Annotated in this window: 21 protein-coding genes and 1 tRNA gene; 13 read left to right on the forward strand and 9 right to left on the reverse strand. The window is 61.0% G+C overall.

Going from position 1 to position 18,933, the window contains the following annotated elements; genetic code table 11:
• Positions 1–116: 116 nt before the first annotated feature.
• A complete protein-coding gene (locus CWR53_RS00750) occupies positions 117–362 on the reverse strand; it encodes a TIGR02647 family protein (protein WP_023535777.1) in 246 nt (81 codons plus the stop codon).
• A gap of 68 nt (positions 363–430) precedes the next feature.
• Positions 431–730, reverse strand: a complete 300-nt coding sequence (locus tag CWR53_RS00755; RefSeq protein ID WP_058604677.1) for a hypothetical protein — start codon at positions 728–730, stop codon at positions 431–433.
• Positions 731–877: 147 nt separating this feature from the next.
• Here CWR53_RS00755 and CWR53_RS00760 point away from each other — a divergent pair, with 147 nt between their 5' ends.
• Positions 878–1,537, forward strand: coding sequence for a glutathione S-transferase (locus CWR53_RS00760; protein ID WP_100850573.1), 660 nt, complete (start codon positions 878–880; stop codon positions 1,535–1,537).
• 111 nt (positions 1,538–1,648) lie between these two features.
• Here CWR53_RS00760 and argH read toward each other — a convergent pair whose 3' ends face one another.
• The gene (gene argH, locus CWR53_RS00765) at positions 1,649–3,043 is read right to left on the reverse strand and encodes an argininosuccinate lyase (protein ID WP_058604679.1); all 1,395 of its coding nucleotides are present in this window, start codon (positions 3,041–3,043) and stop codon (positions 1,649–1,651) included.
• 310 nt (positions 3,044–3,353) lie between these two features.
• Between argH and CWR53_RS00770 the strand changes: the two genes are divergently transcribed.
• From CWR53_RS00770 to rsd, 7 genes are all read left to right on the forward strand, one after another.
• Positions 3,354–4,097, forward strand: a complete 744-nt coding sequence (locus CWR53_RS00770) for a LytTR family DNA-binding domain-containing protein (RefSeq protein ID WP_058604680.1) — start codon at positions 3,354–3,356, stop codon at positions 4,095–4,097.
• 158 nt (positions 4,098–4,255) lie between these two features.
• The gene (gene hemC / locus CWR53_RS00775) at positions 4,256–5,197 is read left to right on the forward strand and encodes a hydroxymethylbilane synthase (protein ID WP_100850574.1); all 942 of its coding nucleotides are present in this window, start codon (positions 4,256–4,258) and stop codon (positions 5,195–5,197) included.
• Positions 5,194–5,976 (forward strand): uroporphyrinogen-III synthase, encoded by a 783-nt coding sequence (locus tag CWR53_RS00780; RefSeq protein WP_100850575.1) that lies wholly within the window; start codon positions 5,194–5,196, stop codon positions 5,974–5,976. The genes hemC and CWR53_RS00780 overlap by 4 nt, the downstream gene beginning before the upstream one ends.
• Before the next feature lie 31 nt (positions 5,977–6,007).
• Positions 6,008–7,108: a uroporphyrinogen-III C-methyltransferase gene (locus tag CWR53_RS00785; protein WP_058604683.1), complete on the forward strand. Its 1,101-nt coding sequence runs from the start codon at positions 6,008–6,010 to the stop codon at positions 7,106–7,108.
• The gene (locus tag CWR53_RS00790) at positions 7,105–8,343 is read left to right on the forward strand and encodes a heme biosynthesis HemY N-terminal domain-containing protein (RefSeq protein WP_100850576.1); all 1,239 of its coding nucleotides are present in this window, start codon (positions 7,105–7,107) and stop codon (positions 8,341–8,343) included. The genes CWR53_RS00785 and CWR53_RS00790 overlap by 4 nt, the downstream gene beginning before the upstream one ends.
• Before the next feature lie 222 nt (positions 8,344–8,565).
• Positions 8,566–9,087, forward strand: coding sequence for a disulfide bond formation protein B (locus CWR53_RS00795; protein ID WP_100850577.1), 522 nt, complete (start codon positions 8,566–8,568; stop codon positions 9,085–9,087).
• Between the two features lie 212 nt (positions 9,088–9,299).
• Positions 9,300–9,770, forward strand: coding sequence for a sigma D regulator (gene rsd / locus CWR53_RS00800; RefSeq protein ID WP_100850578.1), 471 nt, complete (start codon positions 9,300–9,302; stop codon positions 9,768–9,770).
• 7 nt (positions 9,771–9,777) lie between these two features.
• Here rsd and CWR53_RS00805 read toward each other — a convergent pair whose 3' ends face one another.
• The gene (locus CWR53_RS00805) at positions 9,778–10,416 is read right to left on the reverse strand and encodes an FKBP-type peptidyl-prolyl cis-trans isomerase (protein ID WP_100850579.1); all 639 of its coding nucleotides are present in this window, start codon (positions 10,414–10,416) and stop codon (positions 9,778–9,780) included.
• 257 nt (positions 10,417–10,673) lie between these two features.
• On the opposite strand from CWR53_RS00805, the gene CWR53_RS00810 reads away from it, so the two are divergent.
• Entirely contained in the window at positions 10,674–11,600 is a 927-nt protein-coding gene (locus CWR53_RS00810; RefSeq protein WP_100850580.1) for an AlgP family protein, read from the forward strand.
• Here the strand turns inward: CWR53_RS00810 and CWR53_RS00815 are convergent.
• Complete coding sequence (locus CWR53_RS00815) at positions 11,576–12,058, reverse strand: TIGR02444 family protein (protein ID WP_058604689.1); 483 nt, start codon at positions 12,056–12,058, stop codon at positions 11,576–11,578. The two genes, CWR53_RS00810 and CWR53_RS00815, sit on opposite strands and share 25 nt — an antisense overlap.
• Positions 12,059–12,108: 50 nt before the next feature.
• Between CWR53_RS00815 and CWR53_RS00820 the strand changes: the two genes are divergently transcribed.
• The 3 genes from CWR53_RS00820 (at position 12,109) to CWR53_RS00830 (ending at position 15,239) form a co-directional block, all read left to right on the forward strand.
• Complete coding sequence (locus CWR53_RS00820) at positions 12,109–14,019, forward strand: ATP-binding cassette domain-containing protein (protein ID WP_100850581.1); 1,911 nt, start codon at positions 12,109–12,111, stop codon at positions 14,017–14,019.
• Positions 14,020–14,149: 130 nt separating this feature from the next.
• Positions 14,150–14,782 (forward strand): LysE family transporter, encoded by a 633-nt coding sequence (locus tag CWR53_RS00825; RefSeq protein ID WP_058604691.1) that lies wholly within the window; start codon positions 14,150–14,152, stop codon positions 14,780–14,782.
• Positions 14,783–14,996: 214 nt separating this feature from the next.
• Positions 14,997–15,239 carry a DUF2789 domain-containing protein gene (locus tag CWR53_RS00830; RefSeq protein ID WP_100850582.1) on the forward strand — a complete coding sequence of 81 codons (243 nt, stop codon included), beginning with the start codon at positions 14,997–14,999 and terminating at the stop codon, positions 15,237–15,239.
• A 154-nt stretch (positions 15,240–15,393) separates the two neighbouring features.
• On the opposite strand, the gene CWR53_RS00835 is transcribed toward CWR53_RS00830, so the two are convergent.
• Positions 15,394–15,831 (reverse strand): CBS domain-containing protein, encoded by a 438-nt coding sequence (locus CWR53_RS00835; protein ID WP_100850583.1) that lies wholly within the window; start codon positions 15,829–15,831, stop codon positions 15,394–15,396.
• Positions 15,832–15,964: 133 nt separating this feature from the next.
• Complete coding sequence (locus CWR53_RS00840) at positions 15,965–16,339, reverse strand: helix-turn-helix domain-containing protein (RefSeq protein WP_081322850.1); 375 nt, start codon at positions 16,337–16,339, stop codon at positions 15,965–15,967.
• 84 nt (positions 16,340–16,423) lie between these two features.
• Between CWR53_RS00840 and CWR53_RS00845 the strand changes: the two genes are divergently transcribed.
• Positions 16,424–16,675 (forward strand): hypothetical protein, encoded by a 252-nt coding sequence (locus tag CWR53_RS00845; protein WP_375335472.1) that lies wholly within the window; start codon positions 16,424–16,426, stop codon positions 16,673–16,675.
• A 198-nt stretch (positions 16,676–16,873) separates the two neighbouring features.
• Here the strand turns inward: CWR53_RS00845 and CWR53_RS00850 are convergent, their stop codons facing one another.
• On the reverse strand, positions 16,874–18,604 hold the full coding sequence (locus CWR53_RS00850; RefSeq protein ID WP_100850584.1) for a dipeptidase: 1,731 nt from the start codon (positions 18,602–18,604) through the stop codon (positions 16,874–16,876).
• Positions 18,605–18,759: 155 nt separating this feature from the next.
• A tRNA-Arg gene (locus CWR53_RS00855) sits at positions 18,760–18,836 on the reverse strand.
• Positions 18,837–18,933: the final 97 nt, after the last annotated feature.

Genomic DNA, 18,933 nt, shown 5'->3' on the forward strand with positions numbered 1-18,933 from the left:
GACAAGGGCCAGGCAAGGCGCGCGCAGCCGAGAAAACAGAGTTTACGGTTTGTGAATGAGCATTCCGCGGCCAATGTACAGCAGGGGCTGCAACGCAGCCCCAGTCAATCACAAGGTCAGGCCGGCTGGGGCGCTCTCAGAATGTTCTGCAGCAACTGAACACTTTCGACCGCGTCGTGACCCAGGCTGGTCAGGTAGCCACCGTCGGGTTGATCGGTCAGGCCTTTTTCGTGCAGCCGCTGCGCGGCGGCGATGAGCGTCGGGGATGCGGTGTTGTGAATCTTGATGCCTTCCTGGCTGCTGTCGAGATTGAACAGTGCAAGCACTTCCAGTTCAGCGATCAGTTCGGGTGAAAAGGACATGGCGACTCCTGACTTCCAGACGAGGATAGCGGCACCGCGGGGGTGCCTGAATCTGAAGTGTAGCCGGGTTATTCGTCGTCGCCTTGATCCATCTCAGGAGGCAGTTGGGGTAGCGCGCGCAAGGCGTTTTCATACCACTGGCTATCGAAGGCTCGGTCCTGCGCCAGCATGTTGTCGATCTCGAAGGCCAGCACGTGGGCCATCAGGTTGAGGATATCCTCGCGCTCATACCCGACCAGTGTCAGCTTGTTGAACGTAGCCTTCGCCGCAGCCGGCTCGCCGCTTTCAATCTGGTTTTCGATGGCCTGGGTCAGCGTGGCTTCGGCGAACGCTTCATCGTCATTGTCGATATCGGTGGGCTCGCTCATGGGATTACTCCTGTCGTGGGCACTACAGTTTGCCACGTCCGTGGTGGCAATGCCTGGTCATTGACCGGGTGCATGACGCTGGTCAGCCGACGGCGAACGGGCTATAACAGCCCTGCCATCCCCATACGGCCCGGAGGCTGTCGAACCATGCTCAAGCTCCACGGATTCCCTGTCAGCAACTACTACAACATGGTCAAATTGGCCTTGTTGGAAAAGGGCGCGCCTTTCGAAGAAGTCCTGTTCTTCAGCGGTCAGACGCCCCAGGTGCTGGAAGTCAGCCCACGGGGCAAGGTGCCGGTACTGGAGACCGAGCACGGCTTTCTCAGCGAAACCACGGTGATCCTCGACTACATCGAGCAGACCCAGGACGGCAAGGCGCTGCTTCCCGCTGATCCGTACGCAAAGGCGAAGGTGCATGAGTTGGTCAAGGAGATCGAGCTGTACATCGAGCTCCCTGCGCGTACGTGCTACGCCGAAGCATTCTTTGGCATGCCCGTGGAACCATTGGTCAAGGAAAAGGCGCGCACCGAGCTTCTGGCAGGTTTCGCCACGCTCAAGCGCAACGGGCGTTTTGCACCTTACGTGGCAGGCGAGCAATTGACCCTGGCCGACCTGATGTTCTGCTTCTCGGTCGACCTGGCATGCGCCGTAGGCAAGAAAGTGCTCAACATCGACTTCCTTGAAGATTTCCCTCAGGCCAAGGCATTGCTCGAACTAATGGGGCAGAACCCCCACATGGCGAAAATCGTCGCAGACAAGGAAGCGGCAATGCCGTCCTTCCTGGAAATGATGCGCAACAGGCGCTGAGGCCGCGGGCTAGTCCGACCAGATGGGGGCTTGTGTTACAGCCCCCGTCAATCTGAATATTTTTGGAAAAGCGACGGGGCAGGGTAGCCCTCGCCCCGTCACTCAGCGCCGTTAGCGTGCGGCCAGCAACGCCTTGCCGCGCGCCACCGCTGCACGTACCTGCGCCGGTGCCGTACCACCGATGTGATCACGGGCATTTACCGAGCCTTCCAGCGTAAGGACGGCGAATACGTCCTGTTCGATCTGGTCACTGAATTGACGCAGCTCTTCCAGGCTCATCTCTGCCAGGTCCTTGCCGCTATCGACCCCGTACTTCACCGCGTGGCCCACGATTTCGTGACAGTCACGGAACGGCAGGCCACGGCGCACCAGGTAGTCGGCCAGGTCCGTTGCGGTCGAGAACCCGCGCAAGGCGGCCTCGCGCATGATGGCATGCTTGGGTTTGATGGCCGGGATCATGTCGGCGAAGGCACGCAGCGAATCGCGCAGCGTGTCTGCGGCATCGAACAGCGGTTCCTTGTCTTCCTGGTTGTCCTTGTTGTAGGCCAGCGGCTGGCCTTTCATCAGGGTCAGCAAACCAGTCAGTGCACCGAAGACGCGCCCGCTCTTGCCACGCACCAGCTCGGGCACGTCCGGGTTCTTTTTCTGCGGCATGATCGAGCTGCCGGTGCAGAATCGGTCGGGCAGGTCGATGAACTGGAACTGGGCACTGGTCCACAGCACCAGTTCTTCGGAGAAGCGCGAGAGGTGCATCATCGCCACACTGGCGGCGGCGCAGAATTCAATGGCGAAGTCACGGTCCGACACGCCGTCCAGGGAGTTGCCTGCCACGGCTTCGAAGCCCAGCAGCTTGCAGGTCAGCTCACGGTCGATGGGGTAGGTCGTGCCGGCCAGCGCAGCACTGCCCAATGGCATCCGGTTGGTACGCTTGCGGCAGTCGACCAGGCGTTCATGGTCGCGGCTGAGCATTTCGAACCAGGCCAGCAGGTGGTGGCCGAAGGTGACCGGCTGCGCCGTCTGCAGGTGCGTGAAGCCAGGCATGATGGTTTCGGCTTCGCGTTCGGCCTGTTCCAGCAGCCCTTCTTGCAGGCGGGTGATTTCGGCCAGAATCAGGTCGATTTCGTCACGCAGCCATAGGCGAATGTCGGTCGCGACCTGGTCATTGCGGCTACGGCCGGTGTGCAGTTTCTTGCCGGTGATACCAATGCGGTCGGTCAGGCGCGCTTCGATGTTCATGTGCACGTCTTCCAGGTCGACACGCCAGTCGAAGGTGCCAGCCTCGATTTCGCCCTGGATGGTCTTGAGCCCATCGATGATGGTGTCGCGCTCGGCATCGCTGAGCACACCGACTTGCGCCAGCATGGTGGCATGAGCGATGGAGCCCATGATGTCGTGGCGGTACAGGCGCTTGTCGAAATCGACCGAGGCCGTGAAACGGGCGACGAAGGCGTCTACGGGTTCACTGAAGCGGCCGCCCCAGGACTGATTGGTCTTGTCAGTGCTCATGGTTTCACTCATTGCAGGCGTGAACGAAAAATTGCCGCGATGATAACAGGGTTAGGCCCAGTGCCGCAGGGCGCCTGCAGGGTGGGCGCGAGGAAAAGGCATAGCGCGCTGTAGGCAACGGAGATTTTACGGATTGAACGGCAGTGTTCCATGGACCGTCTACAGTTTGACAGAGGCGGGCAGCTAATCTGCCAGCCACAGTGAATCTTTGGCTATCGCACCGGTCTAGAGCGTGACACGCAGCGTCGCTTCAAACACAGCTGTCTACGCTTTTAACCGTGCGAGACTCACTCAGGAATCCAGCGCAATTATGAATGTCCTGATCGTTGATGACGAACCCCAAGGCCGCGAGCGCCTAAGCCGAATGTTCGGTGAACTCGAGGGTTATACCGTGCTGGAGCCAAGTGCCACCAATGGTGAAGAGGCCCTTGCGCTGATCGAAAGCCTGAAACCCGACATTGTCCTGTTGGATATCGGAATGCCTGGCCTCGATGGTCTGCAGGTCGCCGCCCGGCTGTGCGAGCGTGAGGCGCCGCCTGCGCTCGTGTTCTGTACCGGTGATGACGAGTATGGGGAAGATGCCTTCAAGGAAACCCCCCTCAGCTACGTGACCAAGCCTGTTCACGGGCAGGCGCTTCGCGAGGCACTGCGCAGGGCCGACCGGCCGAACCGCAGCCAGCTGGCCGCGCTCACGCGTCCAGGCCACGAGGGCAGTGGTCCCCGCAGCCACATCAGCGCCAGAACCCGCAAAGGCATCGAGCTGATCCCTATCGCTCAGATCATCTATTTCATTGCCGATCACAAGTACGTGACCCTGCGCCATGAAACGGGCGAAGTGTTGCTCGACGAGCCCCTCAAGGCGCTTGAGGATGAATTTGGCGACCGTTTTGTGCGTATCCACCGCAATGCGCTGGTTGCGCGGGAACGGATCGAACGCCTGCAACGCACACCTCTGGGGCATTTCCAACTGTACCTTCGAGGGCTCGACGGTGATGCCCTGACCGTGAGCCGGCGCCATGTAGCAGGCGTGCGCAAGATGATGCAGACCCTCTGAGCGCTTGAGGCAATAACGCGCCATCGCTAATGAGAGTCGCGCGCAGGCCTCCAGCCGGGCTGTCATTGGCAGCTTCGGCCATGCTGTTGATCCGTATCTGCTAGTGCCGCCGGTGATGCTGTTATCATCGGCGGCATTTCTCTGGTTCGGGGCGTTACATGTCCACTCGCGAAATCCGTATTGCCACTCGTAAAAGTGCCCTGGCCCTGTGGCAGGCCGAATACGTCAAGGCGCGCCTGGAACAGGCCCACCCTGGCCTGAAAGTCTCCCTGGTGCCCATGGTCAGCCGAGGTGACAAGCTGCTTGATGCACCTTTGGCCAAGATCGGCGGCAAAGGGCTGTTCGTCAAGGAACTGGAAACCGCTCTGCTCGAGCACGAAGCCGACATTGCCGTGCACTCGATGAAAGACGTCCCCATGGACTTTCCCGAGGGCCTTGGCCTGTATTGCATCTGCGAGCGTGAAGATCCGCGCGATGCCTTCGTTTCCAACCGGTTCGACAGCCTCCAGTCGTTGCCCGCCGGCAGCATCGTCGGAACCTCGAGCCTGCGTCGACAGACCCAACTGCTGGCCCGTCGTCCCGACCTGCAAATCCGCTTTCTGCGCGGCAACGTCAATACACGCCTGGCCAAGCTCGACGCGGGTGACTACGACGCCATCATCCTGGCGGCAGCCGGGCTCATCCGCCTGGGCTTCGAAGCGCGAATCACCGACAGCATCAGCGTCGACGATAGCCTTCCTGCCGGGGGGCAAGGCGCCGTCGGCATCGAGTGCCGCAGCGCCGACGCAGAGATCCACGCGCTCCTTGCGCCTTTGCATCATCTCGATACGGCCGATCGTGTGGTAGCCGAGCGCGCCTTGAACAAGCGCCTCAACGGCGGTTGCCAAGTGCCGATCGCCTGTTATGCCGTGCTTGAAAAAGACCAGCTGTGGCTTCGCGGCCTGGTAGGGCATCCAGACGGCGGTACCCTGTTGGTCGCCCAGGCCAGGGCGCCTCGTCTGCAAGCCGAAGCACTCGGTATGCAGGTGGCCGAAGACCTGCTCAATCAGGGTGCTGAGGCCATTCTCAAGGAAGTCTACGGCGAGGCAGGGCATTCGTGAGCCCTTGGCGCCTGCTGTTGACCCGGCCCGCCGAGGAGTGTGCAGCGCTTGCCCACACACTGGGCGAAGCCGGCATAGCCAGCAGCTGCATGCCTTTGCTTGCAATCGAACCAGTCATGCTGCAGCCGCCGCAGTTGGAATTGCTCAAGGAACTGTCCACTTACCAGGGGTCCATCGTGGTCAGTAAACCGGCCGCCCGGCTGCTGCTGGCGGCAGCGGCGCAGCGGCAGCTATCCCTACCGCCCCAGGGTTGGTTCACGGTAGGCGCGGCTACTGCTGCGGTGCTGCAGGATGCACAGCTTGATGTCAGCTTCCCCGCATGCGGGGACGACAGTGAAGCCCTGCTCGAATTGCCTGCGCTACAACAGGTACTGGCGAACCCAGCGCCGCGCATCTTGATCGTGCGGGGTGTCGGAGGTCGCGAACTGCTGGCAGAGCGTCTTGCTCAGCTAGGTGCTACCGTCGATTATCTGGAACTGTATCGCCGCAACCTGCCGCCGTACCCTGCGGGCTACCTGTTGCATCGCATCGAAGCGGAACGCCTTAATGGCCTGGTGGTCAGCAGTGGACAGGGTTTCGAACACTTGCAGCAACTGGCTGGTAGCCAATGGCCGCAGCTGGCACGCTTGCCGGTGTTCGTACCGAGCCCGCGGGTCGCCGAACAGGCCCGGGCCGCAGGTGCCCAACACGTTGTGGATTGCCGTGGCGCCAGCGCCACGGCCTTGCTGGCAGCCGTGCAGCGCAGCGCTGCACCTGCCGACCCAGGCGCCAAGCTCTAAGGCGGCGCGCCCCCATGCAAAGGATGGATACGTGAGCGAGACTGTCTTGTCCAACAAGGATCAAACATCGGCACAGGCGCCGACGGAGCCTGTCACCCCAGTGCCCGCCAAGCGCTCTGGCAATGGCTTGGCCGCGCTGGCCCTGTTGTTGGGCGCTGCCGGCATCGCTATCGGTGGTTGGGGCGCTTGGCAAGTGCACCAACTGCAAGGCAGCGAATTCGATCAGGGCCAGCACCTGGAGGCGCTGAACCAGCGTGCCGAGGCACTTCAGCAGCGCGAACAGAAAATCAGCGCGCAGTTGGCAGGTCTGCCGGCAGCCAGTGAGCTTGAAGACCGCCGTCGCCTGGTGGCGCAGCTCCAAGGCGATCAACAGCGTCTGAGTCAGCGGCTTGAGACCGTACTTGGTGAAAGCCGCAAGGAATGGCGCCTGGCCGAAGCCGAACACCTGTTGCGCCTGGCGACCCTGAGGCTGTCGGCTTTGCAGGACATCACCAGCGCCAAGGCACTGGTCGAAGGCGCGGACGAGATTTTGCGCGAGCAAAGCGACCCTGGCGCCTTTGCCGCGCGCGAGCAACTGGCCCGCAGCCTCGCCACCCTCAACAATACCCAGCAACCTGACCGCACCGGCCTGTTCCTGAAATTGGCGGCCCAGCGTGAGCTCGTCCAGCAATTGAGCGCCCAGTCGCCCGAATTCGACAATGACGCCAATGCCATGGGTGCGCTGACCAGTGACGGCGATGGTGCCAGTCGCCTGGCCAAATGGTGGTCGGAAATATCCAAGTATTTCCAGATTGAATTCAATGCCGACGAGAATGTGAAACCGTTGCTCGCCGGTCAGCAGCTCAACCAGCTGCGCCTGGCGCTGAGCCTTACGCTGGAGCAGGCGCAATGGGCAGCGCTCAACGGTGATGCGAAGGTCTATGCCCAGGCATTGGATGATGCACGCAGCGTGCTGCTGGCCAACTTCAACGCCGACAACCCGCAGAGCAAAGCCATGCTCGACAGCCTCAACGCACTGGCCAAGCAACCCGTTTCGGTCGTGACCCCTGATCTCAGTGAAAGCCTTGCCTCCGTTCAGGCCTATATCCAGCGCCGGCATCTGCCTGCCGAGGACAAGGGAGACAAGCCATGAAGCGTGTCTACCTATTGGCGGTATTGGCCATTGTGGTGGCGGCGGCCCTCGGCGTGGCCGTTGCCAAGCACAGCGGCTACGTGATGATTTCCTATGGCAGCTTCCGTTACCAGTCCGGGCTTTGGGCCGCGCTGTTGGGGCTGCTGGCCGTCATCCTGGCGCTGCTGGTGTTGCGTTTTCTGGTCGGCCTGGTCCTGGCCTCTGGCGGGGCGGTCAACCCCTGGTCCCGGCGCAACCGCAACCGGCGTAACCGCGTTGCCATCGAACAGGGCCAGCTGGACTTGGCAGAAGGGCGCTGGGCCAGCGCCCAGCGTCATCTGCACAGGGCCGCAGAGGCTGAACGTCAACCGCTGATGTATTACCTTGGCGCCGCCAAGGCCGCCAACGAGCAGGGCCGTGTCGAGGAAAGCGACGGTCTGCTGGAGCGTGCGCTGGAGCGGCAACCTCAGGCGGAGCTTGCCGTAGCCCTGACCCATGCCCAACTGCAAATGGACCGTGGCGACAACGACGGGGCGCTTCAGACGTTGCTGGCCATGCAGGAGCGTCATCCGCACAACACTCAGGTACTGCGTTTGTTGCAACGCTTGCAGCTCGAGCGCGGCGACTGGCCTGCGCTCATTCGCCTGATGCCGGACCTGCGCAAGAACAAGGTGCTGCCCGCTACCGAGCTTGCCACGCTCGAACGTCGTGCCTGGGGGCAAAACCTGAGCCTGGCACAGACCCGGGGCGAAGATGCGCAAACGGCTCGCCAAGCCTTGGAGCGTGCCTGGCAGCAATTGACCTCCGCCCAGCGTCAGGAGCCGCAACTGGTCCTGGCCTATGCCGAACAACTGCGCCAGCTCGGCGCCCAGGGCGAGGCCGAGCAGGTGTTGCGTACGGCGCTCAAGCGCAGCTACGAAAGCCATCTTGCCCGGCTGTACGGTCTGGTGCGCGGTGAAGATCCCGCGCGCCAGCTGCAGACCGCCGAAGCTTGGCTCAAGGACCATCCCCAGGATGCCAGTCTGCTGCTGACGCTGGGTCGACTCAGCTTGCAGAATCGGTTGTGGGGCAAGGCCCGTGACTACCTGGAAAGCAGCTTGCGCATGGAGCGCAACCCCGAAGCCTGCGCCGAGCTGGCGCGTCTACTCGCTGGCCTTGGCGAAACCGAACGCAGCAATCTGCTTTTCCAGGAAGGGCTTGGTTTGCTCGATGAGCGTTTGCTCGCGCTGCCTTTGCCGGAGACGGTTCGCGCTTGACCTGACCCTGGCCCGCGGGAAGCCGCGGGCTTCATGGGCAGGTAATCTTTCGGTTTGGGGTGGAGAAATCCTGACGTATTTTCTTAAGGTGCGTCTTACACGGCAGTTGGATATTTCCTAGGCAACGCTGGGAATTGTCTCGACTGTTGTGCCTTGAAACAAAGGATGTGTTTCCTCTACCGTTTCAAGTCACGACCACCGATACCGGGACCCCCACTGCCCATGCTGCCGGCCCGCCTGCGTACTTTCTTCTTCCCTGCCTGCCTGGTGGCGCTCACTGCCCTGGTCACTGCATTCAAGCTGCAGGACGCGCTTGGGCTTTTGCCGTGCCTACTGTGCCTGACGCAACGGGTGCTGCTGGCAGGGTATGTCCTGGTGTGTCTAAGCGCGGTGCTGCATGGGCCGACACTTGAAGGCCAACGCCGCTATGCCCAGCTAGCGCTTGGCTTTGCTCTGGGTGGCGCTGCAGTAGCCGCAAGGCATGTCTGGTTGCAGGGGGTTGTTGTCGATGATCTGGTGTGCCCCGTCGCCATCGACCACAACGCCGGGCAGTACTGGAACGAGCTTGCCCGGCAACTGTTTTCCGGGGCCCCTGATTGCAATGCCCTGACCTGGAGCTTCATGGACTTGACGCTACCCGAATGGAGCCTGATGGCTTTTGTGCTCCTGGCTGCGTTGGCGCTTGGCCATCTACTTGCAAGTCGCCTGCATGCCTTGGTCACCCATGACATCGAGCAACGCTGAACCGCCGCACGACCGGTGGTGCCAAGGCGGTTTATTAAACACTTGTACGAAGTTATTACCCTGCGTACCTTGAAGGGCAGCTTGCGTGGGAATAATCTCCGAGCACGCATACCGAAAATCCAAGGTTTGATGCTGTCCTGCTGATTCAGTCTCGTGCCATAGCAGCGCTACGCGAGGAGCAGCGGCATCAGCCCACAGGGGAAGAGATCGCCATGCTCGATAGTTGTCAGAATGCACAGGAACGCTGGGGCGGGGTCAACACGCTGATCGACCGTTGGCTGAGCGAGCGCGAGCAACTGGTTCATGCCTATCGTTCTTTGCGCGATGCCAAGCCTGCCTTTGCAGACAAGGACACCAACGGCGACTTCTGTGCGCTGCTGGTGGATTACGTCTCGGCGTGGCATTTCGAAATCTGTGAACAACTGGTCAGCGAGGCCAAGGCATTCGGAGACACCCGAGCCCTTGACCTTGCAGGCGAGATCAGCCCACGCATCGATGACATTACCCAGATTGCACTGGCGTTCAACGATCACTGCGTCAAGGCTGAATGCAGGGACACCGAGCGCTTTGCCGAGAAGCTCGGCAAGCTTGGCAGCTTGTTGCATGAGCGCTTCGAGCTTGAAGACTGTCTGATTGAAGTGCTGCACAACGCGCACAAGGAAGAAGGGCTGGCGCCCGTCTGAGGGCCATTCAGTCCTTGGTTTGCAGCAATTGGATTTCAAAAACCAGCGGCGTGTAGGGTGCGATCAAATCACCCGCGCCGTCGGCGCCATAGGCCAGTGCAGACGGAATCACCAGTCGCCATTTTGCCCCCACCCGCATCTGCGGCAGCGCCACCTGCCAGCCCTCGATAACCGAGTCGAGGCTGAACCACTGCGGTTCGCGGCTTTGGTCGAACACGTCCCCGCTGGGCAACCGCCCCACATAATTCACTAGTACTTTGGCGCCTGCCTTGGGCTGCGGGCCATTGCCTGCTTGTAGCTCGCTGTACAGCACGCCTTGCATCAACTCACGCACACCAGCACGCGCCCGCTCATTGGCCATGAAACGTACCTCTGCGGCTTCAGGCGCCTGGGGCACAGCGTCTTGCTGCTGCGGTTGGTGCTGTTCGAGCAGCGACTGCATGCGGGCCTGGCTCAACTTCAAGGGCTGTTGCTGGTAAGACTGGCGCAAGCCCTCGACGAGCGCATCGAGCTGTAGCCTTGGCATTTCGTGTCGCAGCCGTTCACCCAGGCTGGCGCCCAGGCTATAGGCGAGGTCCTGATCATCGGTGTTGGCCACGGCCAACATCGGCAGTAGGCAAAAACCTAGAACAATGGATCGAAGCATGACCAATTCCTACGGCGATGGGTGGCGAAGTATGTCAGTGTTCAGGGAGGTACGGGCTCGCCCCGTGCCGGGCACATGATGCATTCAGCAACGGCAGTTAGCGCCGGCGATGAGTTGTTGATTGAAGTGTTTGCGATGCGCAATGTACTCAGACGTTGATATGCAACAGTGTATGGATATTGCGGTCAAGATGCCCTAGCGGCCTGCGCAGCGGAAGCATAGTATGAGTCGCACTCTCATCAGTCAGGAGGTAAGTCATGTCGGCAAAGAAAAAGCCAGTCAGCACGCCGTTACACCTGCTTCAGCAACTTTCGGGTAGCTTGCTTGAACATTTGGAAGAGGCCTGCTCGCAAGCGCTGGCTGATGCAGAGAAGCTGTTGGCCAAGTTGGAAAAGCAGCGCGGCAAGGCCCAGGAAAAACTGCATAACGGTCGCTTGAAGTTGCAGGACGCAGCAACGGCGGGCAAAGCCAAGTCGCAAAACAAGGCCAAGAAGGCAGTTGCCGAGCTCGAAGCGCTGCTCGACTCGCTCAAGGACCGTCAGACCCAGACTCGCGGCTACATCCAGCAGCTAAAGCGCGATGCTCAGGACAGCCTGAAACTGGCCCAGGGCGTTGGCAAGGTGCGTGAAGCTGCCACCAAGGCCCTCGAGCAACGTGCAGCCCAGGCTGCCGCCCCAGCCGCTACCAAGCCTGCTGCCAAGACCACAGCCGCCAAATCGTCCACCCAAGCTACCGGCAAGGCCAAACCAGCCGCGCGAACCGCAGCGACCAAGCCTGCGGCCAAGGCCGCCGACGCCAAATCCGTGGCAGCCAAACCCGCTGCGAGATCGGCCTCGAAGCCTACCGCGGCCAAGGCTGCCGCGAAGCCGGCCGCGGCCAAGTCCCCTGCCAAAGCAACGGCGGCCAAGTCTTCCGCGACCGAACCTAATGCAGCCCGTCCCCAGGCGGCTAAGTCTGCATCAGGCGCTGCGGGTGCAAAAGCCACAAGCAAGCCCGCACCTGCCAAACCCTCGACCCGTGGCACCGCTACCAGAACGGCGACTCGCACTGCCAGCAGCCGCTCCGCGAGTGCCAAGCCGGCAACAGCTGCGGAAGAAAAAGCCCCATCGTCCGGCAACTCGGTGAGCCCTGCCACACCAGTATCCGATGTAAGTGCTGCTCAGTCGTCGTCCACCGACGCCTGATGCGCCAGTGCCGCCGCGCGCAATTGTTCAAGCGCGCGGTGATCTTGCAGCTGGCTCGGCACAAGCCCAGCCAGCCAGTCGCCCGTTTGTCCAGGTCTGCCAGCGGGCCACTGTGATGCACAGGCTTGCAAGCGCTCCAACAGCGCTCTTTCGGCCGAAAGCTCCAGCTTTTTAAGTTGCTCTCGAAGTTCAGCCAACGGTTGATCGTCTGTGGCTGATTCTCGCCATTGTTCGCGCAGGCTTCGCAAGGGCGATACCACATCCCGTTGCCAGGGCCCTGCACAGCCCTGCAATGCCTCGATGCGCTGTTGCTGCACCTCGATTGACCTGGCCTGCAGCCAGGTGGCGCACAGTAGCAGGCATACATCGCCTCCTTGCCGTTGCAGGTCGAGGCAAGCCGCTTCCACACCGGGCCTGGCGTACAGGCTCAGGGCGTGATCCCACAAGTCGCTTTGCATGGTTCCACTCGCGCTATGGGCCGAGGAAGCTGGTAGACTCCGCGACCATCATGATCAGACTATCCAACCTCACTTTACAGCGTGGTCCTCAGCGCTTGCTAGATGGCGCCGAGATGACCCTGCACACCGGTCACAAGGCCGGCCTCATCGGTGCCAACGGTGCCGGCAAATCCAGCTTGTTCGCCTTGCTGCGCGGTGAGTTGTCACCCGATGGCGGTGATTGCCACCTGCCGGCAGACTGGCGGATCGCACACATGCGCCAGGAGGTCGATACCCTTGACCGGGTGGCCGTGGACTATGTGCTCGACGGCGATGTGCGATTGCGCAGGGTGCAGGCTGCGTTGGCAGAGGCCGAACAGGCCCATGACGGTACGGCACTGGCCCGGCTGCACAGTGAGTTGGACAGTGCTGACGGTTATACCGCCGATGCGCGAGCGCGCAAGCTGCTGGCGGGGCTGGGCTTTACCAACGAGCAGATGGACCGCCGCGTCGGCGACTTCTCCGGTGGGTGGCGGATGCGCCTGAACCTGGCCCAGGCATTGATGTGCCCCTCCGACCTGTTATTGCTCGACGAACCGACCAACCACTTGGACCTGGACGCCATCCTCTGGCTGGAAGACTGGCTCAAGGGCTACCCAGGCACGCTGTTGTTGATCTCCCACGACAGGGATTTCCTCGATGCCGTGGTCGATCACGTGCTGCATGTCGAACAACGCAAGCTGAACCTGTACAAGGGCGGCTACAGTGCCTTCGAGCGCACCCGTGCCGAACGCCTGGCCCAACAGCAGCAGGCCTATGAGAAGCAGCAGGCGCAGCGCGCGCACATGGAAAAATACATTGCGCGCTTCAAGGCCCAGGCCACCAAGGCGCGTCAGGCACAGAGCCGCATAAAGGCCCTGGAGCGCATGGAGGAGCTGTCAGCTGCTCACGTGGATTCGCCGTTCGATTTCGTGTTCCGCGAGTCGCAGAAAATCTCCAGCCCCCTGTTGAGCTTGTCCGAAGGGCGACTGGGTTATGGCGACAAGGCCATCCTCGAGAAGGTGAAGCTGCAACTGGTGCCAGGTGCACGCATTGGCCTGCTAGGCCCCAACGGCGCAGGCAAGTCCACCTTGATCAAGAACCTTGCCGGTGAGCTTGAGCCGCTGTCCGGGCGCCTGGTGCGAGGTGAAAACCTCGCCGTCGGCTATTTTGCCCAGCATCAGCTCGACTCGTTGGACGACAAGGCCAGCCCCTTGCTGCACCTGCAGCGCATTGCCCCAACCGAGCGCGAGCAAACGCTGCGCGATTTCCTCGGTGGTTTCGATTTTCATGGCGATCGCGTAGACGAGCCGGTCGTGAACTTCTCAGGTGGCGAAAAGGCACGGCTTGCGCTGTCGCTCATCGCCTGGGAGCGGCCGAACCTGCTGCTGCTCGACGAACCCACCAACCACCTGGACCTGGAAATGCGCCTGGCCCTGACCATGGCCTTGCAGGAATTCGCAGGGGCAGTGGTCGTGGTGTCCCACGACCGGCACCTGCTCAAAAGCACCACTGATGACTTCTTGCTGGTCGCCGATGGCAAGGTCGAACCCTTCGACGGGGACCTCGATGACTATAGCCGCTGGCTCGTGGACTATCGTCAGCGCAACGCGCCGGTCAGTAGCGCGGTAGCCAACCCCGACAAGACCGACAAGAAGGCCATGCGCCAGGCTGCGGCAGCATTGCGCCAACAATTGGCGCCGCACAAGAAGACCGCTGACAAGCTTGAAGCTGAACTCAACCAGGTGCATGCACAGTTGGCGGAGATCGAGGCTGCGTTGGGTGATGGTGGTCTCTACGAAGCTGCGCGCAAGGACGAGCTGCGTGAATTGCTGGCCCGGCAAACTGCGCTCAAGCAGCGTGAAGGTGACCTCGAAGACGCTTGGATGCAGGCATTGGAAACGCTTGAAGCCATGCAGGCCGAACTCGAAGCGCTCAGCTGACGCGCGCTCTGCGAGCTTTGCTACCGGCCCCTCGGAAGCAGAGCTGCAGAATCGTTCAAATTGCGCTGGTCATTTTTTCATCGGCACCTTAGCTTAATGTTTTGAAACATGTGCATGAGCGAGGTGTGGGATGTCGATGGAAGTGTGGTTGGGTTTTTTTGCCGCCTGCTGGGTAATCAGTCTGTCTCCCGGCGCGGGCGCGATCGCCTCGATGTCCAGCGGGCTGCAATATGGGTTCTGGCGCGGTTACTGGAATGCGCTGGGCTTGCAGATCGGCCTGGTGATGCAGATCGCAATCATTGCTGCAGGTGTCGGAGCCATCTTGGCTGCCTCGGCTACCGCCTTCCATGTGATCAAATGGTTCGGCGTCGCCTACCTGGTGTACCTGGCCTATAAGCAATGGCGCGCCCTGCCCATGGACATGAGCGATGAATCCGGTATACGACCCATCGGCAAACCGCTGAGCCTGGTGTTCCGGGGTTTTCTGGTGAACGTCAGCAACCCCAAGGCCCTGGTGTTCATGTTGGCGGTGCTGCCGCAGTTCATCAATCCCCATGCGCCTTTGCTGCCACAGTACATCGCCATCGCCGCGACCATGGTCGCCGTCGACATGCTGGTGATGGCGGGCTATACCGGGCTTGCAGCCCGCGTGCTGCGGGTGCTGCGCACACCCAGGCAGCAAAAGCGCCTCAACCGTACCTTTGCCGGGCTGTTCATCGGTGCGGCCACGTTCCTGGCCACCTTGCGCCGCGCGCCGCTGTAAATCCAGGGCAGGGAGGCTGCGCCTTTTGGCTCACAGTCGTCTGCTCAAGGCATTACTGGGATTTATCGAGTCTTCTGCTTTGGCGCGCTGTCTATTTCTCAGGCACGATGATTGCGGTCATCCTGCCTGGGGCGCTGATGCCCACCCTTGAGCGCAAGCTCTCAAACAGGACTGGCGCTTACACCGAAGCGCATGCCGGCACTGCGGAGGAATCATGGACAAACCGACTCACCACTTTTCCGAATTGTTCAAGCAGCTTGGACTGGACGACGACCCGGTCGAGATCGAGCGCTTCATCACTACCCATTCGCCGCTCGACGATGATGTGAAGTTGGTCGATGCACCGTTCTGGAGTGAAGGCCAGCGTGATTTTCTCAAGGAAAGCTACACTGCCGATGCCGACTGGATTCCCATGATCGACCAGTTGAACGAAGCACTTCATCCGGCCAAGAAATAAGTTACCCGCAGCGAAAGAAAGTAAGTGGCCGTGAGTCGCCCTAGTCAATGCGCCGTTACCGCCATTCAAGCGGCATAGGGTGTGGACCGTTCTGGACTCGGCTGACGGCCAGCCTTACCTGTGGCGCGTGCGGACAAACGCGTTTCCAAGCGTTTCACTCACCGCGGATGTACTGTTCGAGCTGCAAGATCAGCCCTGCCTGCTCCGCAATGGTCTCCTTGACCAGGTCGCCAATCGACAACAGCCCCAACAGCTCACCGTTGCTCACCACCGGTAGATGGCGCAAATGCCGGTTGGTCATCAGGTTCATGCAGTATTCAAGGTTGTGCTTCGGCTCCACGGTGACCACCGGTGCGCTCATGATATCGCGCACCGGCGTGGCGGCCGACGAGCGTCCCTTGAGCACCAGTTTGCGCGCATAATCGCGTTCACTGACGATACCTACCACCTCGTTGCCTTCAACGACAGGCAATGCGCCGATGTTCCTCTCGGCCAACAGTCTGAGGGCGTCGAGCACTGAGTCGTCCGGGCCGATGGTATACACGGTCTGGTGTTCGGACTTGCTCTTGAGGATTTGTTCGACGTTTTTCATGGCGGCCTCTGCGGGTGGAGGGAAACACTGGCGACGGTCCTGCAAGCATCGACCACCCAGCGCCGTCCGGCAATGCAGGAAACGGCATCGAGGTGATTGAAAAACGTCATGAGCATGCAGGGGAGCGTTTGCCTCAACCCTCTCGGGTGATCAATTGTCGGTGACAGTCCTCCGGGCTCAACTGCCGGCCTGTACGGGATCGAACGATGATCGTCTCGATGGGTTCATCCGTCGCGTTATCCAGCATGATCGAATGGCACTCGCCTGAACCGTACAGGAAACGTTCCCCCCACTGGCGCATGCTGATGACAATGGGGAAGGCGGCCCGCCCCATCTCGGTCAGCACATACTCCTTGTAAGCGCTCCCATCCGAAGCAGGCCGGACCTCGAACACGCCCAATTCGACCATTGCCTTGAGCTTTACGGTGAGGATGTTCTTGGCAACACCCAGTCGCTTCTGAAAATCACTGAACCGCCGTACGTCGTCGAACGCTTCGCGGATGATCATCAGTACCCATCGGTCCCCAATCGCTTCAAGGGTGCGCGCTACTGGGCATTCACTGCGCGCTAGCTGTGGCGCAGCGTGTATTTCGTGTCGGTCTTGCTGATGGCGGGGATGGCCTTGGTGTTGTGGCGCATGCTGCCCGCACCTTCACCGGCTTCGGTCAGCGGCGGCTACTTTGTCTTGCTCCGTTCGGTGCTGCAGCTGTTTCTCAGTGAACGTACCCTGCGCGTGCGCGGGGTGTTCACGTCGCTCATCTTCGCAGCCTTCAGCGTGCTCTGGACCTCCATGGTCCTGCCGCTTCGCATACCCAAATCGGACTATTTGGCTTTGCCGGCGTAGTTTCGGGCTATGCGCGTTGCCCGCTATCTTCTTTGTCCGTAAACCCGACGTACCCCGGCGCTTCATCATCTTGTATGGCTTTGTCGCCGGCTCGTCACCGCCTTGTTCGCACGCGCTCGCGCTGCATGACGATCCCAACGCGAAGGTCGGGTCGTCATGCACAAGCGGGCAGAGCCCAGGCTCAAGAAGGCAGATGCTTCAGAGCTTCGGCATCTGCCCGATCCGCGCCACCATTTCGCTGACCACCTGCAGGTCCAGCATGAACTGGTCCACGGTCTTGAACTCGTTGTCATTATGCCCGGTGTACTTCACACCGGGCATGGCCAGACCAAACTGCACGCCGTTGGGCAGGTCATGCACCGAGGTGGCCCCGGCGGACGTACCGAACGCGTGCTCCATGCCCAGGTTTTCGCTGGCCACGGCCAGCAGTGCCTTGACCCACTCGCCTTCAGGGTTGCGGTACATCGGCTCATCCAGGCTGTAGTCATAGGCTGGGGTGATATGGCTTTGCTGCGACCATTTGCCGAGCTTGTCGGCGATTTCATCCTTGATCGTTGCGACCGCCTTGCCCTTGGGAATGCGCAGGTTGATCGCCAGCTTCAAGCCTTTGTCATCCACACCGACGAAGGTTGGCGAGGCGGTAAGCGGCCCCATGAACGCATCGTCATAGGCGATGCCCAGCTTCTTGCCCAGGTAGTCCAGGCCCCAGTTGTCCGCCGCATAGCGGGCAGCATCGGTGAACTGGTTCTGCTTCAATGGCACCGTTTTGTCCACGGCATTGATGAAGTCCAGCATGCGCGCGACAGGGTTCACGCCCGATTCGGGTTCTGAGGAATGAGCTGACACACCGGTCACGGTGAGCACCACCTGCTTGCCGTCGGGTTTGGCAGCGATGCTGAAGTCGCCACCGTTTTGCTTCACGTACTCGGCACCGGCCGTGTTCAGTCGCTGCGCCAGGGCGCTGGAGTCGTCGGTGAGCAAGGTCGCTACCGAGGTGGACGGGATTTGATTGGTAGCAAGCCCACCGGTGAGGTTGACGATTTCGGCCCCCTGGCCGCTGGCCGCACGCTTGGCAAAATTCGCCATCACGGTGCCGTAGCCTTTTTCCGCGATGACCACCGGGTAGCCGCCATCCAGGGCGAGGTTGTAGTCAGGCGTGGGGTTGCGCTCGAAGTAGTACGGGATGGCATCGCCGCTGGTTTCCTCGGTGGTGTCGATCAGCAGTTTGAATTGCCGCGCCAGGGGCAGGTTTTCATCCTTGGCGACCTTCAGGGCATACAGCGCTACGACGATGCCATTCTTGTCGTCCTCGGTACCACGGCCGTACATGCGATCACCGACCAGGGTGACCTTGAACGGGTCCAGGCGCGTGCCGTCGGCGAGCTTCCAGTTTTCCGGTGTGACAGGGACCACATCGGCATGGGCATGGATACCGACCACTTCCTTGCCGCTTCCAAGGGAGATTTCGTAGACACGGTTGTCGACGTTGCGAAAAGCCAGCCCAAAGCCGTCGGCCAGTGCCTTGATCTTGTCGGCGATCTTCAGGAACTCAGGGTTTTCATGCTGAGGTGTGCCCTCGACGGTGACCGTGGGAATGGCCACCAATTCGCGCAGCGTCTGGGTGGCAGCCTTGCCGTACTTGATGCGGGTGTAGAGCCCGAGCAGGCGATTGATCTCGTTCTGCTGCTCGGCGTCCAACGGCTTGCCGGCCAGGTAAGTGTCCAGGGTGGCGCCCTGGCCATCGGCCTGGTTCAGGTCGCTGGCTTTGAGCTTGCCGAGAAACTGCTTGAAGTCATGCGGATCGCTGCCGTCGAACGCCTTGACGATCGCCGCAGACTGCTGCTGGGTGAGGTTGGCCTGGGCAGGCAATGTGAACAAGCCGATGCTGGCCGCCAGCAGGGAAACAGAGGTGAGCTTTTTCAGGTGCATGAGTGTACGCATTCCTTCGCCAGTCATTGATGAGGCCCCGTCGTGCGGGAAGGCCCTCACGCTAACACCAATGACCTGTGGTACGGCAGTACCAGGCGTGTGACAGGGCGCACAAACGAAAAAGCCCCAGGCGTTGGCCTGGGGCTTTTCATGTATGGCGCACTCGGCGGGATTCGAACCCACGACCCCTGCCTTCGGAGGGCAGTACTCTATCCAGCTGAGCTACGAGTGCAACGCGCACGCATGATACCTATCTCGTTCGTCGGCGTCCATCGCCTTGATCTGTAGCCCTTTTTACCTGTTGCCGTATTTCGCCTCCATGGTGCTGC

The sequence above is a fragment of the Pseudomonas sp. SGAir0191 genome, from assembly GCF_002812565.2.
Lineage (GTDB): Bacteria > Pseudomonadota > Gammaproteobacteria > Pseudomonadales > Pseudomonadaceae > Aquipseudomonas > Aquipseudomonas parafulva_B.